Raw genomic sequence first — 19,005 nt, 5'->3', positions numbered from 1 at the left:
TCATGCTTCTCTCTGCTGATTCAACTTCCAATTTCTACTTTCTTTTTCAATAATGCTTTCGTTTCTACTTACCAACACTTTTTGAAAAGGCTTTCACTCATAATATAATGTTATAAGATGATAATTTAAAAATCAATCGACTTTATGATCTATATGAATAATTGCTGCCGATAATGCCAAAATATTAAAAAACTCTCAAGTCACAGATCTACATCATCTGTAACTTGAGAGTTGGTATTCATATTCAGCTTTATTTACTACATCTCTTCCCTCATCGGCATGCCGCTCTGGGCGCCGAGTTTCCTCACCGCAAGTCCTGCAGCGTCGTTGGCAAAGTATATTGCTTCTTCAACCGTCCTGCCTTCAGCGATGGCGACCGCGAATGCGGCATTGAATGTATCGCCTGCACCGGTGGTGTCTACAACATCGACGTTTTTCGGCGGGATCAATATCTCCCTGCCGTCATTGAAGTACGAAGCGCCCTGTGCGCCCTGCGTTGTGATGAGTTTTTCATAATACTCGGGCAGTCCGTCTTCCCGCATTTTGAACAATTGTGCCCGTTCATGTTCATTCGGGGTGATATAGGTCGCCGCTTCAAAGTATTCACGTTCCAGTTCTGTCACAGGTGCCGGGTTGATGATGACCGGTATCTCTTCTTTTCTGCATATATCGAGAGTATGCCTGATCGTATTCATCGGAATTTCAAACTGGAGCAGCACCATATCGCTGTTCTTGATCACTGAAGTGTAATTATCGACATGCGCCTTATCGACTTGACCGTTCGCGCCGGCGATGATAATGATGCGGTTGTCCTTGTCGGAAACGATGATGTTCGCAATGCCGGACGGTGTTTTTTCTTCAACTGCGATACCGTCAGTAACTACACCGTTGTCTTCGAAGTTTTTAATCATTTCTGCACCGAATGCATCATCGCCCACTTTGCTGATCATGGATACGTCGGCACCGAGTCTTGAAGCGGCGATGGCCTGGTTGGCGCCCTTGCCGCCGAACAGTGTCTCGAAGTGTGTGCCGGAAACTGTTTCACCGGCAGCTGCAACCTGATCGGTCACCGTAATCAGATCCATATTGATGCTGCCGACGATTGTGATTTTTGGTTTACTCATCACTCTCACCGTAAGAGACGAGTACGTCCTGGAATATATTCCAGAATGTTTCAGTATCGACGCCTGTGGCGAATTTGACATTTTCAGGCCTGCCTGTCGTCTTCAGCAGATCGACGACGGTCATGCCGTAAGTGGCTTCGCCTTTTGTCTCGATCGTGACATTGACATCTTCAAATGTGAACATCTCCGGGTTGATCAGATACATCGTCGTACATGCGTCGTGAATCGGACCGCCGGGAAAGCCGAAATGGTCCTTGTATGTTTCGGCGAAGAACACAAGCAGTTCTTTTACAAAGACCGCAATGTCGTTTTCGATTTTACCCACTCTGTCAATGACTGCAGTGTCTGCGATGACCTGATGCGTCACATCCAGGCCGAACATCGTTACTGGCAGCCCGCTTTCATAAACGACCTTCGCCGCTTCGGCATCGACATATATATTGAATTCGGCTGCAGGTGTCCAGTTGCCGAACGTCCCGCCGCCCATCAGGACGATCTCATCAATATTATCTTTGATGGAAGGTTCTTTGATCAGAGCGAGCGCAATATTCGTCAGCGGCCCCGTCGGAACAAGCGTCACTTTTCCATCGCTGTTTTTAACCTGGCCGATGATGAAATCGACGGCATGACCCGGTGTTTTCTCTTTTGCCGGATCCTTTAAAACCGGACCATCCATGCCGGTTTCGCCGTGTATTTCAGGTGCAATCTCACTTTCCCTGACAAGTGGGTGTACAGCCCCTTCCACGACAGGCACGTCCAGACCGATCAGTTCACTGACCTTCAGTGCATTTACCGTATTTTTCTCCACTTCGACATTTCCTGCGACTGTAGTAATGCCGAGTATATTCAGCGCACTTCTTTTTGAAGCACCGATGATGATGGATATCGCATCATCGTGCCCCGGATCACAGTCCAATATCACGTTTCTCATATAATCACCTTCTCAATCTTTTAAAACAATCGTAGCATAAGTGCATAAAAAAAGTCCTCTTAAACAGAGAACTCTTAACCAGATATTGTACGGTCCCTTCCGGCAAAATAGCCAAAAAATGCAATCATGAATGAAATGATTATTAAAATGACCATCGGTATATCCCATGTTCCGGCAGACTCGGCTATCATTCCGAGAAACAACGGTCCTGTAGCTGCAAGCACGTAACCGACTGATTGTGCCATGCCGGACAGCTGTGCAGACTGTTCGACAGTTTTTGAACGCAGTACAAAGAACAACATTGCAAGACTGAATGTTGTCCCGGCACCGACGCCCGTAATGATAAGGAACGGAATGATCATCCAGTGATTGGACATGAAAAAGATGCCGATCAATCCGACAGACCACATCAATCCGCTCGTCACTCCGAGACCTCTCTGCCCGGAAAATTTATATGCAATGACCGGTGCGATGAATGTCGTCGGCAGGATTCCCAGCTGATAAATTGTCATCAGCCATCCGGCAGTCGTCTGAGTGAAGCCTTTTTCAATCAATATTGCGGGCAGCCAGGCAAATAAAGTATATGGTATCAGAGACTGAAGACCCATATAGAGCGTCACTGCCCATGCAAGTTTCGAATTCCACAGTTTTTCAGACGGTACGTCATCTATTTTCTTAAATACTTTTTTACGCTCTTCCAGCGTTCTCGGCATTCTTAAAATTAAAACCAGCACTGCAATCAGCGGGAATATACCCCACATTGCAAGTCCTGTACGCCAGTCAAAATCTGCACTCGTTGCCACCGATACTGATACCCCTGCTGATAACGCACTGACGATGTTCATGGAGAAAGTATACAGACCGGTCATGATACCGACTTTGAAAGGGAATGTCGCTTTTATAAGTCCAGGAGACAGGACATTACCAACTGCAATGGACATGCCGATGATCGCCGTTCCGAAAAACAGCATGAAAATACCATCCATACCTCTGATTAAAATACCTGCTGTCAAAAATATCATTGCAATCAGCAAAGGTACTTCCATGCCATGCTTACGGGCAATTTTTGGTATGAATGGCGAGAACAGGGCAAACGCCAGTAAAGGGAGTGTGTTCAACAGTCCGACTGTAGTATTATTGATGCAGAGATCTTCACTGAAAAATGGAACCAGAGGCCCGACAGAAGAAATCGGCGAGCGCAATGAAGCACCGACGAAGATTATAACAAGTAATAATAAAGCGATGTAATAACGTTCTTTACGAACCGACATATTCTCAAGCTCCCTTCCGATAACTTCAATATCATATCATGGATGGTTATTGAGTTTGTATACTTTTGCTCAAAAAAATCAGACGGGAATATGTCCCCGGCCATTCTGGATATCGGCAAAGCAGGTCATCCCGGTTTTTATACCATTTAATCCAATATCATCTCTTCTGTCTATCTTGCTGTAAGTCCGCCGTCAATGACACATTCGGCACCGGTCGTATAGCTTGATTCGTCCGAGGCAAGGTGTAATACGAGGTTTGAAACTTCTTCTGCAGTCAATACCCTGCCGAGTGGCCGGTCGGATGCAACACTATTACCACCAGAGCTTTCTGAAAACATTCCTGTATTCACCAGGCTGGGGTGAATCGAATTCGCCCTGATCTGATACTTCCCGAGTTCCAGCGCAGCCACTTTCTTCATGCCCGTCACCGCAAACTTGGAAGCACTGTATGCCACGCTGTCCAGGCGTCCTCTTATGCCGCCGATTAATGAATCAAACCGGATACTTGTACAATTAAATAACCTTTTATTGATTTCCTGATTTATCTATTTTGGTTTGAAATTATTATTTTTAGCATTAGAAGAACAGTACATACCCACACACTCTGATTATCGTAATTTACCAAGTACACTATCAATATCATCCCATTCATAAATCAGTTCGTTTAAAATTTCTCCGCCAATTTTAATTTCGGCTGTATCGATCAGTTTTGCCCCATAATGTTCATAGAAGTAGCGGGTTTTATTATCCTCAAGGACTTCGACGAATATTTTCTCATAACCCATTTCTTTGAAATGGTTGAACAATGCTTTCAATAACATTTTACCGATGCCTTGGCCCTGATATTCTTCAAAGAGATAAATCGAGGTTAAATCACCCGAACTTTCCGCTGAGCTGCTTTCTTGTTTCCATGAATCTGCAAACCCGACAATCTGCCCGTTTTCATCCTCCGCCACAACAACATGATTATCTTCTTTTCCAATATTGTCTCTCCACAGTTCCGTGTGCTGTTCATAAGATAAATTATTCAAATGACTGCTTGATATGATATCCCTGTAAGTCGTTCTCCAGCTGTCCACGTGTACTTTTGCAATGCTTGCCGCCTCATCTATAGATGCTCTTCTGATCCTCATTTCCATACTTCCATTCGAACCTCTGTTTAAATTAAATGTATCATCAATCAACGGTTCAGTCACTTTTCACAATTCTTAATCACTGATGTTTTGTCATATCGACCTAAAAAAAGCGTTCAATCTGCAATATGCATCTTGAACGCCTGTCCACCCTGCTTGATGCAGAGTCTGTATTATCTATTGTTCATTATTATCTATCTCTGCTGTCAGACTGTCAACATCATCCACAATCTCCTCTACAGGAAATCCTTTATCCCCCTGGTCAAGTCCCGGATATGATTTTCTTATTGTACCTTCTGAATCAATTAAGTAAAAACTTGTCGCATGTGTCACCTGGTCACTGCCCTGGGGCGCAGGTGCGACAATCGTTTTGAAATTCTTTTCAGCAAAGCTGCGGATGAAATCGTGATCGTAACCTGTTACCAGGTGCCACTCTGTATCTTCCGGCACTTCATAATAGCTGATATATTGTGATAATGCTTCAGGTGTATCTCTTTCTGGATCGACACTGAAACTGAGCACGCCGTAATCGTCAATACCCTGGTCCTCAAGTTCCTGGGTCAGGTGTGTCATGTTTGCAGTCATCGGTGGACACACTGTTGCGCAGTTTGTAAATATAAAATCCAACAGCCAGACTTTGCCTTCCATATCTTCATCTGTAACCGTTTCATCATTTTGATTGGTGACTGAGTATTCCTGTATCTCATTGCCGAATTGACTCATGGTCTCCACTTCGGAATCACTGCAGGCGCTTAAAAATACTACAGAAAACAGACTAAACAATATAAACTTTTTCAATATAACACCCTCCATGTCCAACTGTTCCTAATATATCAGATAAAAAATGACTATAGTGATGCTTTTTATATTTTATTGTGAAATTATTATGTCAGCAATGCGCATTTACTGCTCATCTGCCTTTATATATTTCTGTTCCTTTAAAAAGAACGCCATGACCAGACCGATGAATGCCAGGACCGCCGATACCATAAACGACATGTTCACCCCTGCAATCTCTTCACCGACCGACGGCGTATCGCCGCCTGATGCACTGAAGGCAAATCCGGTCATCACAGTGATCAGCAGTGCTGTAAACAAAGACCCGCCGATCTGCCTCATGGTATTATTGATGGATGTCCCGTGCGGCAGCAGATGATCTTTCAGCGCGTTCATCGCAAAAGTCGTGAGCGGCATCATGGAAAGCCCTGTGCCGACAAGACGGAATGTATAGACGATTGTAATATAGGTCCATGATGTGTTTTCATCCAGCACGGACAGAAGAATCGATGTCACCAGTATGATGCCCATAGATGTGAATGTCAGCGTCTTAATGCCGTATTTGTCGAACATCACACCTGCGACCAGGCCGAATCCTCCCATCAGGACCGCTCCCGGCAGAAGTGAAAGACCGGATTCGAATGCTGTATATCCAAGCATATCCTGCATCAGTACCGGCAAGATGTTATTAGCGCTCACCATCGAAGTGAAGACGATGACGCCGATCAGCGAACTGATCAGGAAATATTTATTTTTGAATACCCTGAGCTGTAAAATCGGAATTTCGAGACGCAGCTGCCTGCGGACAAAAATTACCACGATGATTCCTCCCGCTGTGATCGGAATGAGCACTTCGGGTGATGTCCATCCGCTCATGCCTGCAACAGAAAAGCCGTACAGCATACCGCCGAAACCTAGTGTTGATAAGATGATCGAGATGTAATCCACCGGCGGGTCCGTCGTCTCGGTGACATTACGCATGAATTTAAAGGCGAAGAAAATGTTCAGTGCGGCAAACGGCGCCACAATGATGAATAATGTTCTCCACGGCCATATTTCAACTATGTAGCCTGACAGGGAAGGACCGATGGCCGGTGCAAAACCGATGATCAGTCCGAACAGCCCCATCGCACGACCCCGTTTTTCAGCCGGAAACATTTTGAGCAGGACGACCATGGTGAGCGGCATCATGATGCCGGCCGCACCCGCCTGTACAATCCTGCCTGAAAGCAGCAGTGGAAATACGGGAGATACTGCCGCGATGAGCGTACCTATGGTAAACAGCGTCATAGCGAAAATATATAATTTCCTTGTCGTAAATTTATTGATCAGAAATGCCGTGACGGGAATCATGATGCCGTTGACCAGAAAGAATCCTGTCGTCAGCCACTGCGCAGTACTGAATGGAATCTCCAGATCAGCCATGATCGAAGGCACTGCAGTGACAAGCAGTGTCTGGTTCAATATTGTTATGAACGCCCCGATGATCAGGTTGGCGACGACAAAATTCCTTTCATTAAAAAACTTTGATTGGTTGGTATTCATATTGACACTACTCTCTTAAATCAGAAATAAAATATTAAAAGTTAAACTCAGCTGTACTGATCTCATCAGTCGAAGTCACTTCCAGTATATAGTTCAATCTTTCTTTCAATTCGTTGACATGTGAAATGATGCCGATCGTCTTGCCGTTCGACTGCAGATCGATTAAAGTCGAAATCGCAATTTCAAGTGTTTCTTTATCCAGTGTACCAAATCCTTCATCGATAAACATCGTATCGAGACTGATGCCGCCCGCTTCCTGCTGGACCGCTTCACTGAGTGCGAGCGCCAGAGACAAAGACGCCTGGAACGTTTCACCGCCGGATAACGAAGAAATATGGCGTGCGGAGTTGTTGTAGTAGTCGAATACTTCTATATCGAGCCCTGTTTTCCTGCTTATTCTGGCCCGGCTCCGGACCAGTGCGTACCGGTGATTCGTCATATCAAGCAGTCTGTCATTCGCGATGTTCAATATTTTTTCCAAAAAGTACATCAGAACATAACGCTCGAGTGACACCCTGCTCTCATTATTGCCGCCGACCTTCTGAACCAGATCGCTGACCGCTTCAAAATGCTCTTTCTTCTCTTCATATTCCCCGATGTATCCAGAAACCGTCGAGAGCACCCTGTCATACTGTCTGATATTATTATTCAGTACTGCAAGCTCCCGCTGGAATCGTTCGATTTCCTCTTCTGCGGATTTTATTTTTTCCTCATCTGCCCCGGTATTATAATAATCAGTCTGCACCAGTGTTTTCTCAATTTCAGCAATCTGCTTTTCAGTTGAACGCTTCTCCTCGTGAAATGCACGGACTTCCTTTTCCTTGGATTCGATATCCGTCTGACTTAAAATTTGTCTCAGCTCATTCCGGTCGATGAAAGGTTCTTTTTGAAGGAACGCATCCACTGCCTCACTCTGTGTGACAATTTTTTCCTGATTCTCTTTTATACTGTCAGCACTGTGTTTCAGTGACTGGCTGACGACGGTGATTTCCTTATTTAAATCACTCTGTCTTTCTTCCAGCTTTTCTTTGTCCATTTTAAAATTGCGGACTGCTTCCTGCTGTTCTTTCATATGATTTTTGAAACCGTCATAGTTATCAGATGAAGTCTCCGCTTTGAATTCTTCAAGCAGTTCTTTCAGCTGTGAAAGCCTGTCATTATTCTTTTCCCGTTCAAACAAAGACTGCTGGATCTGAGTGGATTTTTTTGAAATTTCTTTATCGAGCGCTTCTTTTCTTTCAAGCGCTTTTTTCACTGATGAAATTTTGTCAGATACTTTTGCAATCTCTTCTTTCGTAACGGATAATGACCTTGAAAGTTCATCATATGAATGACGTTCCATTCCGCTTAATAATCTTTTATACAGTGTGGAATCACCCTCCAGCGATTTGCCTTCATCTTCAAGCGTCTGCAGCTGTGCATTCAGGCGGTTGATTTCCTGTTCTTCATCTTCACTCAAATATGAAATCCCGGCAGGGATGGTTTCTACGGTACTCTGGCACACAGGACACGCTTCACCGACTGTCAGATGGCCGAGCAGATGCTCAATGTGCGGCTGGTCCTCTTTTGCATATTTACTTTGGACAGATGACTTCATCTCCTTAAGAGACGATTCACACTGCTCCCGGTTTTCTTTATTCCTCTCCAAAAGGGCTTTTGTCTCTGCGAGTTTTTTATCGTATTCCATAAACTGCTTCTCGTCATCAAGTTTCCTTTTGAGCTCGTTCTGCTGAAATTCCAGTCTGTGCTTCCGCGTTGTCAGTTCATCCGCTTCATCTTTCGTGACTGTGATGTGCTGCATCTCCTGTGAGCAATTCAGATGCTCCGCTTGCAGCTGTTCTGTGGACTCCGAAAGTGTCTTCAGCCTGTCATTCACAGCGGATATTTCTTCCGGCAGTTTTTCGTATTTCTGTGTCAGAAACCGTTCATTTCTCGTTATATATTTTTCTGTTTCCAGAATTTCCGGCTCGTTTTTCTTCAGTTCATTCATCTGTTCTGCCAGCCGGTCGTATTCTTTTTGTAAATCTTCGTATCTGGTTTTCAGTTCGGCCTCTTTTTTATGAAGACCGTCGAGCGTCTCTTTCAGCTCCGCTTCCCGCCTGAGTTCAAAATCGATGGTCTTGACCCTGTTGTAGTCGGAAATCTCATCTTCCATCAATGTGATATTACTGGAACCGGCATTCAACGCCGTCTGATGCATCTTCAGCTTTTCAAGCTGACCGACTTTATCATTATGCGCGTATTTGTGCTTCAGTTCCTCCTGCAGCCCGCTGCGTTTCTCCCTTGTGGAAATGATGTGCTTCTCCAGTTCCCCGGCTTGTTTCTTCACATTCTTAATTTTCATTTTCAGAGATTCAATCTGGTGGTTGAAACTTGGGTGCGCCTCATTATCTTCCAGTGTACTCAGCTGCTCGCCGATTTTCGCCTCCAGCTGATGAAGTTCTGTCCTGTCGCTTTTTTCCAGTTCTTTCAGCCTGTTTTCAAAGTCTACAAAGCGTTCCGTCTGGAATAAAGTCCTGAGTATCTTCTGCTTATCTTCACTCGTAGAAACAAGCATCTTCTTGAACTCCCCCTGGGGCAGTATGAGTATCTGCCTGAACTGGTCGGCGGTCAGCTGGATGATATCGATCACTTTGCCGGTGACACCTGTAACAGAACTTTCGATGACACTGCCGTCCTCTCGGTAAAGTGCAGCTTTGGACGGCACTTTTGACTTCCTGCCCTCTTTGCTGAAGCTCAGTTCCCGTTCGACCGTAAAGCTATTTTTGCCGACAATAAACTCCAGACTGACTTTTGAAATGTCATTGTCGGAAGCAAACTGGCTTCTGACCGAATACTCATCCCGGTCGGTCGTCGAAGTCTGGCCGTAGAGGCTGAATGTGATGGCATCGAAGATCATCGTCTTGCCCGAACCGGTTTTCCCGCTGATCAGAAACATCTGGCCGTCCGCATGGGTAAAGTCGATCGTTTCATTTTTAAAAGGCCCGAAATATTCCATATGCAGTTTAATCGGTCTCATTATTGCCACCTCCAAAGTGCTGTTCAAATAATTCCGTTTCGATGGCCGTCGGCGGCTTCCGGCCGATCTCTTCCATGAAGGACGCATATATGTCGTAGTCGCCCGTTTCCTTCATATCGATCGTCGTCATATTGAAATCATGGTTTTCTGCCGTCACTTTCAGTTCCAAAGTGTTCGGATATATCATTTTGATTTTCGACATCGGTTCCTTTACGTGTCTCAGATCAGACAGTATGAATTTGAAATATGCTTCCTTATCGTCAAAATCAATTTTTTCATTGATGATGTCGTCGTAGCTGCCTTCATACTCGACAATGTCGTGCACCGGTGTCAGAGGAATGAATTTAACGGTATTTTCTTCGGTGTCTATCCATCTGAAACCTTTCGGCTGCTTTACTTCATTGAATGAATATTTGAGCGGTGATCCGCTGTAGAATATTTTGTCATGGCTGATCGCGAACGGATGATGCAGATGTCCGAGCAGCACATAATCGAAACTGTCGAATATTTCACTATCCACTTCTTCGGACAGGCCGATGGATAATGCCCTTTCCGATTCACTCTGCTTGCCGTCCTGGATGAACAGGTGGCCGATCAAAACGTTCTTCACTTCTGCGTCAAGCTCAATCTGCTCAACAATATGCCGGTAGACATCATGGTGGGTGCGGAGCTCTTTATTATCGAAATGATGCCTTGCCTCCAGTACATCGATATGCGGAACAAGGTAGAAGTTATGACCATTGATCATCACCGGCTCCAAAATATCGTCGAGAGAAGTATGGATATACAGATCAGACGCCTTGAACCATTCAGACCCGTAATCAAGTAGCGCTTTCGAGTCATGGTTGCCGCTGATCATAAGGACCGGCAGACCCATCTCCTTATTCATTTTATAAAGATAATGGTTCACCATGTTCAGTGCTTCTTTGGAAGGGTTGCTGCGGTCGTACAGATCTCCTGCAACCACTATGATATCAGGCTTGAGTTCCTTTATCTGTTTCATCAGCTGTTCCAGTACAAATTTCTGGTCGTCCATCAAATCTCTGCCGTTCAGTTTCTTTCCTATATGCCAGTCGGCAGTATGTAAAATTTTCATATCAACACCTCAAATCAATTATACTAAAAAAACGCCCTGATAAAAATCAGGGCGTTATATTTTGGAGTTGTCGGATAGTGATGATGAGGTCATCCAATTTTCTTTCCATACGGTGCAAGAGAAAAAAGGTGATCACTACCGGGAAACCGACGTCACTCACGAACGGTATCCAGTCCACTAGATGATGACTTGTGTATCAGTGCTGACTATTTTGGCGGAATGGACACCGATGGGTTTCCCCTGCATCGGGTCGAGTGCATCCGTGTCAATCAGTTTTTGTGCTGCTTCCAGTAATTCCGCTTCAGTGAGCGCCTCGTTCGGATTACGGAAATTCATTGTAAATCGTCTGTTCGCATCTGTATTAAAAACAACAACCAGTCTTTTATCCATTTGAAATCCTCCTTATATTAATTTATCCAATAACGTATGTTTCCAGTTTTTCAACCAGAGCATATGAATCCAATGTCAATGTTTCAAATACTTCCATAACCTGGTTGATTTCGCTGTCAGTCGATGTCACATCAATGTTCGGTACGGAACGGTAACGTAAAATCTCTTTGCCTTCTGCGTCTGTTGTCATGTAATAAAATCTTGCACTTGTCGTTTTATGCATCCTCTTCACCTCCTCACACTATATATCGTCACAAATTCGTATATGGACATATTTCTTTTTTTTAAATATAATGGTATGTGAGGTGAAGGGTATGACTGATACGTTGTTCATGTGGGGAATTACCCTGTGGATGTTCATAATGGTCGGCGCATTGTTCATAGGCGGATTTTTTATGTTCAGAAAGTTTTTAAGAAGAATGCCCAAAGAAGATGGATACAGCGAGCTCGACTGGCAGGATTATTATATAGAAAAAGGTCTGCCGCTTTGGGACGATGATACGAAAGCACTGCTGAATGAACTGGTAAGCCCGGTTCCGGAGCTGTTCAGACAGGTGGCGAAAGAAAGAATCGCCGGCAGGATCTCGAAAGTCGCTCTCGACGAAGGCGTGAAAAAGATAGAGCTCGATCAGATTATGAAGGGTTATATTATAGCAACACCGAAGAAAGATCACAGATTCATGAAGAAAAAACTGGATCAGCTGGAGATAGATTATACTCCATATGAAGCACTGTTCCAATATGCAGATGATGAGAAGGAGAAATTCTCCATATTCGAACAGACGGAAAAAGTAAAGCAGCTGGGCTAGCCCAGCTGCTTTTTAAATTGCTTAAATTTAATTAACATGGATAATCTCCATACGACAATCATGACGAATGCCAGCAGAAAGAACATGCCGCCGATTTCTCCCGGAGAAATCGACATCGATAAGATCGATTTCAAAGAAGTTCTGATGATCAATAATGCCAATAAAATACCGATGAACCACTTTGAAGGCTTGACGTAAAGCCGGTCGCCCCTCTCTTCATACTTCGTCGTGATGACAAGGAGTAAAGAGAAGATCAGGCCGATGATGAGAGCTTCCAAAATTTCTGTAACCGTCAGCCTGAAATACGGAAAGACGAACATCAATGCACCGGTAGACATCATTACAGGCGGTATCAATATCTTTTTGATTGAAAGCGGCCGTTTTGATGCCTTCTGGCGGACGAAGATGACAGCGATGCCCATGAATACCGCCATGATTGATGCCAGTGTGAATAAAAGCATTTCTATATCAATATTCAACATATCATACCTTCTTAAAATCCCTGGAAATCACCAAAGAATGGCTGCAGCCATATGATAACCTGAGTCAGTCCGTCAAAGTATAGCAGGACCCCCATCAATATCATCACAATGCCGCCGCCTTTCATGATGGCGTTCGAGTACTTGAGCATCCAGCGTGTTTTTGAAACAAAGAAGCTGAGGACAAAGAACGGCACACCGAAACCTAAACAGTATACGATCATCAGAACAAGTGCGTTGCTCGGCTCAGTCGCACTCATTGCAAAAATGGCGCCGATGATCGGACCGTTGCAAGGTGTCCATCCCGCGGCGAAAGCCATACCGATCAAAATTGATCCGATAAACCCGGACGGTCTGTTTTTAAATGAAACTTTCCTGTCTTTCATTAAAAAATTGAACTTCAGTACACCGGTAATGATGAGACCGAACACGATGATCAATATTGCGCCGACCTGCCTGATCAGGTTCCCGTATTCTATGAATACTCCACCAAAAAAGGAGGTACCGAATCCAAGTGCGATATATATTAAACTGAATCCTATCAGGAAAAATAATGTATGGAAGATTGCACGGGCATTAAATTTCTGATTTTCAACTTCGTTGTAGCTCATCCCGGTTATGTATGAAACAAAAGCCGGGAAGACGGGTAGCACACAAGGTGAAACAAAACTGAGAACACCTGCTCCGAATGCCAGTAAAAATGTCACTTCACTGCCCACATAAATACCCCCTATTCAACTGTATTTTATCAAAGAAACAGTGTTTTAGGGGGCTTTATTTAGAATAAATTATGACATTTGGATGTACTCATCCGTTTTGAAGCAGATACATCTTATGATAGATCCCTTCTGACTCCAGCAGTTCTTCATGGGTGCCTCTTTCGACGATTTCACCTTTATTCAAAACGAGAATCAAATCGGCGTCCTGTATGGTGGAAAGTCTGTGGGCGATCGCAAGCGTCGTCCGCCCTTTTCTCATCACATTGAGCGACTTCTGAATTTCCTCTTCCGTTTCAGAATCGATGTTTGCAGTCGCCTCATCGAGTATCAGTATTTTCGGTTCGACAGCTATGGTTCTGGCAAACGCGATCAGCTGCCGCTCCCCGCTTGAAAAAGTACTGCCCTTCTCCAGAACTTTGTGATGATACTCACCGGGAAGCTTTTCAATGAAACTGTCCGCCCTGACGAATTCACCCGCCGCTTTTACCTGCTCGAATGTCATCGTCGGATGATAGAGTTTAATATTGGACTCGATGGTACCGTAGAATATGAACGGGTCCTGGAGCACGAGGCCGATATTTTCCTTCAATTCATATTTCGGCATCTTCTTAATGGACTCTCCGTCGATTAAAATTTCACCGCTTTCGAATTCATAAAACCGCATGAACAGATTGATGATCGAACTTTTTCCCGAGCCGGTGTGGCCGACCAGTACGACAGTTTCTCCGGGCATGGCTGTAAAACTGATATTTTTCAGAACATCCACCTGACCGTCATAACTGAAAGTGACATTGTTGAAGTCAATACGGCCATCGGTGATTTTATTTTCACGGACAGGATTTTGAGGGGGTTCCAGAGTATCGTCATCAATCAGTCTGAACACACGGCTCGCAGCCACCAGGGCCTGCTGGAATATGCTGAGGTTCTGACTCACCTGGTTGATTGGTTCAAAGAAACGTTCCATGTACTGGATGAATGCAAAGATCAGTCCGGCTGTAATGGATGCCTCAAAGCTGAGGAGTCCGAAATAGCCGAGAATGACCGCGATGGCGAGTATCTGAATCATGCTGATGGCCGGTCTGAGCAGCAGTCCGTCAAGACGCACTGTTTTCATATTATATTCATAGTGTTCATCGTTGATATGCCTGAACTCTTCCTGTAGACGCTCTTCCTGATTGAAGACCTGGATGATCTTCATTCCTTCAATCGATTCCGAAAGCTTTGCATTCAGGTCGGACAGCAGCTGTCTTGCGTGCGAAAAGAATATTGCCGAATATTTGCGGTAGACCAGCATGATTAAAAAAATCAGCGGCATGAATATAAGCGCCATGAATGCCAGTCTCACATCCAGCACGAACATCATGACATAGCTCGATGTCATCATGAAAAATGCCATTAAAAATGTCGCAAATACGCCGATGAACATCTCGACTATCGCTTCGGTGTCATTCGTCAGACGGGACACTATGCTTCCGCCGGGCACTTTATCAAAGTACTTCATGCCGAGTTTTCCTATCTTATTGAATGCATCGATTCTGAGCTGCTGGATCACTTTGAATGCTAAATACTGAAACAGATATATATTCATATAGGTCGTAATTGCGCCGATGATCTGCACAAGAAGATATACCGCAACCAGCATGGTGATTTCCCCCTCGGGGAACACTGCCGGTGTCAGATAATCGTCGATAAAGACCATCACAAGATAAGGAATTATCATTCCCGCCACGGTGGACAAGATGAGCATGATAAATGCCAGCACGATAACCCCTTTGAAAGGGAATGTATATGTCAGTAGACGCATCAACACCTTCAGCTGATCACGGGCGGTCAGGTTAACCGTATCATTCATTTGATTCATCCCCCTTCACCAGGTCATCCAGTTCATCCGTCAAGTTTTGACGGAGTGCCTGCTGGCGGTGTGTTTCATAATACCAGCCGCCCGCATCCAACAGCTCCTCGTGGGTGCCGCGTTCAACGATGGTGCCGGCATCCATGACGATAATCAGATCCGCTTTTGAAACTGCACTGATTCTGTGGGCTGTAATGATATTCGTCTTGCCCTGTCTGACCCTCGATATATTCTCTAAAATATTGACTTCAGTCTGTGCATCCACCGCTGACAGTGAATCATCCAGTATCAATACTTCAGGATCTGTAATCAGAGCCCTTGCAATCGAAATACGCTGTTTCTGTCCGCCGGATAATGAGACCCCGCGTTCTCCCACAACGGTTTCATATCCATCCGTAAATGCAAGTATATCCTCATGAATATTGCTCAGCCTGCTCGCTTCATGAATGATTTCATCATCGAGCACAGGATTGCTGAACGCAATGTTTTCCCTGATTGTCGTCGAGAACAGGAAATGGTCCTGTGGCACATAGCCGAACTGTGCACGCAGATTGCTGATATTATAATCCCGGAGACTCACGTCACCGTATGTTATATCTTTCGGGTTGTTCGCATCGAATTCTCGCAGCAGCAGTCTGATGACAGCGCTTTTACCCGATCCTGTTCTGCCGACTATGCCGACAGTCTGACCTTTTCTTATATCAAAGTTGACATCACGGAGCGCCACTTCATCGTCGCCGGGAAAATTGAATGCCCCGATATTCAGGCTGATATCCCCGTCCGGCGCATCTTCGATTCTGTAATCGTGGCCGATATCGTTTTCCGTGTTCATAATCTCCTCAATCCGTTCATAAGACGCACGTCCGCGCTGGACAAGGTTGAAAAACATCCCCAGCGCAAGCAGCGGCCAGACCATCATGCCGAGATAGGTAGTAAACGTAATCAGCTGCCCCAAAGTGATTTCATCGGATAAAACCATCTCTGCACCAAAGATGATGGCAAGAAAATAACTCATTCCGATGACAAGCATGATCGTCGGATCGAACAATGCATCAATCTTTGAGACCTTCAGATTCTTTTCAACAACATCATCACTGAGCGCTTTGAAGTCTTTCTGGTCACTCTCTTCATAGCCGAACGTCTTTGTCACTTTGATGCCCGCGATACTTTCCTGTGTCTTATCATTCAATTCACTGAAAGCAGCCTGCGCTTTTCTGAATCCCCTGTTCAGAAGTTTCCCATAGTAGCTGGTCAAAATGACCATGAAAGGCAGTGGAATCATCGTTATCAAAGTCAGCTTCGGACTGACGGTGACCGCCATCGTTATCAACACAGCCCCGCCGGTAATAATCGAATCCGCAATCGTTAAAATACCCGGCCCCGCAGTATTTTGCACAGCACGTATATCATTCGTCGCGTGCGCCATCAGGTCGCCGGTCCGCCGTTCCTGATAAAAATATGGACTCATCCGGGAAAACTTGCCGAACATTCTCGTCCGCAATATTTTTCCCAGCCGGTGGCTCGCCCCGAAAATTAAAATCCTCCAGTAATATCTGAATATGTATGTAAAAATTGCCGTAACCAGCAGAACAACTATAAATATTGTCAAACTTCGCGGTGTCAACGTCCCTTGAGTGATGCTGTCTATTACACGCCCGATGATCTGAGGCGGAATCAATTCCATCAATGCCACAAGAATCAGCATTATAACACCAAATATATAGCTGTTTTTCTCCCTTTTGAAAAACCACCATAATTTTTTAAAGACCTTCATTTTGTATCCCCCATCATAATTCCCCCTACGTCTTTCCCACTAAAATTTTACCATATATTTCGATTTATGAAATACTTATAAAGTTGTAATCAATAAAAAAAGCATGCTGCAGATTTCACAGCATGCTTGGAATTTATTTTACTCAGGAAATGTCACTTTATCGAATCTGACACCGCCTGTCGGATCCAGTTCAACTCCGCTGACATTGTCCGAATTCACACCTAGAGCAAAGTTCGTATGGAACAGATAGGCTGTCGGCACTTCCTCGCCGAGAATTTCCTGTGCCTCCTGATAAATATCGTACCTTGCATCCTCATCCGATTCTGAACGTCCCGCATCAAGCAGGTCGCTCAATTCCTGGTTTTCGTAAAATGAACGGTTACCCGGTTCACCGATATTATCCTGATGATAAAGGGCATATAACCCGTAGTCCGCGTCAGCCGTCACCGTCGTCCAGCCGAGGATGAACATATCATGGTCGCCGTTCGCCAAAGTTTCAAGGTAGGCGCCCCATTCAAACTGCTCAATCGTCACATTGATGCCGAGCTCCGACAGGCTCTCCTGGATATAAACCGCCGTATCCACAATCTGTGGATCATTGTCCACCCAGATTGTCGTATCAAAACCGTCGGCTACATCCGTTTCTGAGAGCAGTTCCCGGGCCCGCTCAATATCGTACTCCGCACCTTCCAAATCTTCATTATAGCCCCATACATCCGGAGCAAGCGGTCCTTCAGCGGCAATTCCCATTTCATCATACACGCCTGAAATGATTGAATCCCGGTCGATGGCATGAGAGATTGCCTGACGCACATTGAGGTCGTCAAACGGCTCCTGCTGTGTGTTGAAGCCGAGATAGCTCATACGTACGGATTCCTGTTCCAAGAGCTCCGTCGATTCGCCCGATTCTATTCTGTCAACACTCGATGAATCAATATCTATCGCCACATCAATACCGCCGGTTTCCAATTCTGCCATCCTGGCACCATTCTCAGGAATCACTCTAAATGTCACATTGTTAAAGTTCCTTTCGCCGCCTTGAAAATTGTCGAACTTCGCCAGTGTTACTGACTCTCCCGCAGAACGCGACTCAAGCTGAAGATGGTTGGTGCCATCAGTTTCAGAACCTATTACGCCGCCCAGGTCTTCGGAAATCTGTTCAGCAACCTCTTCATATTCAGAACCGCCTTCCTCACGCAGTTCATAGAATTCATCCGCCGTCATATCTACTTCCGCTGCATCAAGCGCAGCCTGATAATCAGAATCGATCAGCTCTTTGCTCATGATGCCGCCGGTTGTATGTGCCAGATGGCTCGGCAGTGGTGCAAAAGGATATTCTGTATGAAGATTCACTTCATAATCTCCGACCACTTCTACTTCTGTAATCATTTCAAATAAAAATAGCACTTGCGAAGCAACAGCCTCATCCCGTACACGGTCCAAAGTCGCCTTTACATCTTCTGCAGTGAATTCAGATCCGTTATGGAACGTCGTTCCTTCCCTGAGCTTCAGATTGAACACCGTATCTTCCACCTGCTCCCATTCAGTTGCAAGACCCGGTTCAAGTTCCATATCAACATTCTGATAGATCAACGTTTCGTAAATATTCCTTCTGACCTGCGACGAAGCAGAATCATTTGAACCATGCAGATCCAGCGTGACCATTTCATCCATCATACCGATTGTCAGATCCCCTGATGCACCGGAGTCTTCTGCTGCTCCTTCGTCCCCTTCCGCAGTCTCTTCCTCGACATTTGAATCGTTTGCACATGCCGCAATGAAGATTGACATGATGACCAGTAAAAACAGTAAGTAATGTTTCTTCCCCATCGTTTTTCCCCCTTATATAATGTATGTTTATTGTATACATGATCATTTTCAATATCAATGTAATTTTTAAATAAACTGGAACATTGTTTATTTTCGGGAAGTGCTGATTTATAAATATTACACCGTATAAACAGCCGATACTTATCAATCCAAGTTTTGACCACGTTTGTCAGTACCCGTTCGAATAAGTCGTAGAAATGTACGAGGTTGTTAGAATACCGATATCCAAAACGCAAAAAACCGCCGATCTTCATCC

Annotated in this window: 18 protein-coding genes; 1 reads left to right on the top strand and 17 read right to left on the bottom strand. The window is 44.8% G+C overall.

Annotation, left to right across the window (positions count from 1 at the left end; all coding sequences use genetic code 11):
* Positions 1 to 257: 257 nt before the first annotated feature.
* From rbsK to BLR15_RS01165, 12 genes are all read right to left on the bottom strand, one after another.
* Positions 258 to 1,124: a ribokinase gene (rbsK, locus tag BLR15_RS01220; RefSeq protein WP_092983844.1), complete on the bottom strand. Its 867-nt coding sequence runs from the start codon at positions 1,122 to 1,124 to the stop codon at positions 258 to 260.
* Positions 1,117 to 2,055 (bottom strand): nucleoside hydrolase, encoded by a 939-nt coding sequence (locus BLR15_RS01215; RefSeq protein ID WP_092983842.1) that lies wholly within the window; start codon positions 2,053 to 2,055, stop codon positions 1,117 to 1,119. The genes rbsK and BLR15_RS01215 overlap by 8 nt, the downstream gene beginning before the upstream one ends.
* Before the next feature lie 74 nt (positions 2,056 to 2,129).
* Positions 2,130 to 3,326, bottom strand: coding sequence for a CynX/NimT family MFS transporter (locus tag BLR15_RS01210; protein ID WP_092983840.1), 1,197 nt, complete (start codon positions 3,324 to 3,326; stop codon positions 2,130 to 2,132).
* Between the two features lie 170 nt (positions 3,327 to 3,496).
* Positions 3,497 to 3,781, bottom strand: coding sequence for an SDR family oxidoreductase (locus BLR15_RS01205; protein ID WP_245696453.1), 285 nt, complete (start codon positions 3,779 to 3,781; stop codon positions 3,497 to 3,499).
* A gap of 153 nt (positions 3,782 to 3,934) precedes the next feature.
* A complete protein-coding gene (locus BLR15_RS01200) occupies positions 3,935 to 4,459 on the bottom strand; it encodes a GNAT family N-acetyltransferase (RefSeq protein WP_092983972.1) in 525 nt (174 codons plus the stop codon).
* Positions 4,460 to 4,636: 177 nt separating this feature from the next.
* Positions 4,637 to 5,257 (bottom strand): SCO family protein, encoded by a 621-nt coding sequence (locus tag BLR15_RS01195; protein ID WP_245696452.1) that lies wholly within the window; start codon positions 5,255 to 5,257, stop codon positions 4,637 to 4,639.
* A 105-nt stretch (positions 5,258 to 5,362) separates the two neighbouring features.
* Entirely contained in the window at positions 5,363 to 6,781 is a 1,419-nt protein-coding gene (locus tag BLR15_RS01190) for an MDR family MFS transporter (RefSeq protein WP_092983836.1), read from the bottom strand.
* A gap of 34 nt (positions 6,782 to 6,815) precedes the next feature.
* Positions 6,816 to 9,800, bottom strand: a complete 2,985-nt coding sequence (locus tag BLR15_RS01185) for an AAA family ATPase (protein WP_176754010.1) — start codon at positions 9,798 to 9,800, stop codon at positions 6,816 to 6,818.
* Positions 9,787 to 10,896: a metallophosphoesterase family protein gene (locus tag BLR15_RS01180; protein ID WP_092983832.1), complete on the bottom strand. Its 1,110-nt coding sequence runs from the start codon at positions 10,894 to 10,896 to the stop codon at positions 9,787 to 9,789. The genes BLR15_RS01185 and BLR15_RS01180 overlap by 14 nt, the downstream gene beginning before the upstream one ends.
* A 46-nt stretch (positions 10,897 to 10,942) precedes the next feature.
* On the bottom strand, positions 10,943 to 11,056 hold the full coding sequence (locus tag BLR15_RS01175; protein ID WP_331465662.1) for a YvrJ family protein: 114 nt from the start codon (positions 11,054 to 11,056) through the stop codon (positions 10,943 to 10,945).
* A 17-nt stretch (positions 11,057 to 11,073) separates the two neighbouring features.
* Positions 11,074 to 11,286, bottom strand: a complete 213-nt coding sequence (locus tag BLR15_RS01170; RefSeq protein ID WP_092983828.1) for a DUF2922 domain-containing protein — start codon at positions 11,284 to 11,286, stop codon at positions 11,074 to 11,076.
* Between the two features lie 22 nt (positions 11,287 to 11,308).
* Positions 11,309 to 11,509 carry a DUF1659 domain-containing protein gene (locus BLR15_RS01165; protein ID WP_092983826.1) on the bottom strand — a complete coding sequence of 67 codons (201 nt, stop codon included), beginning with the start codon at positions 11,507 to 11,509 and terminating at the stop codon, positions 11,309 to 11,311.
* Positions 11,510 to 11,600: 91 nt separating this feature from the next.
* On the opposite strand from BLR15_RS01165, the gene BLR15_RS01160 reads away from it, so the two are divergent.
* Positions 11,601 to 12,095 carry a DUF2621 family protein gene (locus BLR15_RS01160; RefSeq protein ID WP_092983824.1) on the top strand — a complete coding sequence of 165 codons (495 nt, stop codon included), beginning with the start codon at positions 11,601 to 11,603 and terminating at the stop codon, positions 12,093 to 12,095.
* Here the strand turns inward: BLR15_RS01160 and BLR15_RS01155 are convergent.
* From BLR15_RS01155 to BLR15_RS01135, 5 genes are all read right to left on the bottom strand, one after another.
* The gene (locus BLR15_RS01155) at positions 12,092 to 12,556 is read right to left on the bottom strand and encodes a CcdC family protein (protein ID WP_092983970.1); all 465 of its coding nucleotides are present in this window, start codon (positions 12,554 to 12,556) and stop codon (positions 12,092 to 12,094) included. The two genes, BLR15_RS01160 and BLR15_RS01155, sit on opposite strands and share 4 nt — an antisense overlap.
* A gap of 32 nt (positions 12,557 to 12,588) precedes the next feature.
* Positions 12,589 to 13,293, bottom strand: coding sequence for a cytochrome c biogenesis CcdA family protein (locus tag BLR15_RS01150; protein ID WP_092983822.1), 705 nt, complete (start codon positions 13,291 to 13,293; stop codon positions 12,589 to 12,591).
* Between the two features lie 88 nt (positions 13,294 to 13,381).
* A complete protein-coding gene (locus BLR15_RS01145; RefSeq protein WP_092983820.1) occupies positions 13,382 to 15,145 on the bottom strand; it encodes an ABC transporter ATP-binding protein in 1,764 nt (587 codons plus the stop codon).
* The gene (locus BLR15_RS01140; RefSeq protein WP_092983818.1) at positions 15,138 to 16,919 is read right to left on the bottom strand and encodes an ABC transporter ATP-binding protein; all 1,782 of its coding nucleotides are present in this window, start codon (positions 16,917 to 16,919) and stop codon (positions 15,138 to 15,140) included. Before BLR15_RS01140 ends, BLR15_RS01145 begins: the two co-directional genes overlap by 8 nt.
* A gap of 138 nt (positions 16,920 to 17,057) precedes the next feature.
* The gene (locus tag BLR15_RS01135; protein WP_092983816.1) at positions 17,058 to 18,749 is read right to left on the bottom strand and encodes a glutathione ABC transporter substrate-binding protein; all 1,692 of its coding nucleotides are present in this window, start codon (positions 18,747 to 18,749) and stop codon (positions 17,058 to 17,060) included.
* Positions 18,750 to 19,005: the final 256 nt, after the last annotated feature.

This window comes from Lacicoccus qingdaonensis (assembly GCF_900101075.1).
GTDB classification, from domain to species: domain Bacteria; phylum Bacillota; class Bacilli; order Staphylococcales; family Salinicoccaceae; genus Lacicoccus; species Lacicoccus qingdaonensis.
The sequence above is the reverse complement of the archived record's forward strand: the minus strand, read 5'-3'. Positions and strand labels throughout refer to the sequence as shown.

What these genes read in the sequence shown, in the direction of transcription:
- BLR15_RS01145 (WP_092983820.1), bottom strand. Translation starts at nt 15,145, where the DNA reads ATGAATGATACGGTTAACCTGACCGCCCGTGATCAGCTGAAGGTGTTG.
- BLR15_RS01200 (WP_092983972.1), bottom strand. Translation starts at nt 4,459, where the DNA reads ATGAGGATCAGAAGAGCATCTATAGATGAGGCGGCAAGCATTGCAAAA.
- BLR15_RS01215 (WP_092983842.1), bottom strand. Translation starts at nt 2,055, where the DNA reads ATGAGAAACGTGATATTGGACTGTGATCCGGGGCACGATGATGCGATA.
- BLR15_RS01185 (WP_176754010.1), bottom strand. Translation starts at nt 9,800, where the DNA reads ATGAGACCGATTAAACTGCATATGGAATATTTCGGGCCTTTTAAAAAT.
- BLR15_RS01135 (WP_092983816.1), bottom strand. Translation starts at nt 18,749, where the DNA reads ATGGGGAAGAAACATTACTTACTGTTTTTACTGGTCATCATGTCAATC.
- BLR15_RS01170 (WP_092983828.1), bottom strand. Translation starts at nt 11,286, where the DNA reads ATGGATAAAAGACTGGTTGTTGTTTTTAATACAGATGCGAACAGACGA.
- BLR15_RS01155 (WP_092983970.1), bottom strand. Translation starts at nt 12,556, where the DNA reads ATGCTTTTATTCACACTGGCATCAATCATGGCGGTATTCATGGGCATC.
- BLR15_RS01180 (WP_092983832.1), bottom strand. Translation starts at nt 10,896, where the DNA reads ATGAAAATTTTACATACTGCCGACTGGCATATAGGAAAGAAACTGAAC.
- BLR15_RS01165 (WP_092983826.1), bottom strand. Translation starts at nt 11,509, where the DNA reads ATGCATAAAACGACAAGTGCAAGATTTTATTACATGACAACAGACGCA.
- BLR15_RS01210 (WP_092983840.1), bottom strand. Translation starts at nt 3,326, where the DNA reads ATGTCGGTTCGTAAAGAACGTTATTACATCGCTTTATTATTACTTGTT.
- BLR15_RS01140 (WP_092983818.1), bottom strand. Translation starts at nt 16,919, where the DNA reads ATGAAGGTCTTTAAAAAATTATGGTGGTTTTTCAAAAGGGAGAAAAAC.
- rbsK (WP_092983844.1), bottom strand. Translation starts at nt 1,124, where the DNA reads ATGAGTAAACCAAAAATCACAATCGTCGGCAGCATCAATATGGATCTG.
- BLR15_RS01160 (WP_092983824.1), top strand. Translation starts at nt 11,601, where the DNA reads ATGACTGATACGTTGTTCATGTGGGGAATTACCCTGTGGATGTTCATA.
- BLR15_RS01190 (WP_092983836.1), bottom strand. Translation starts at nt 6,781, where the DNA reads ATGAATACCAACCAATCAAAGTTTTTTAATGAAAGGAATTTTGTCGTC.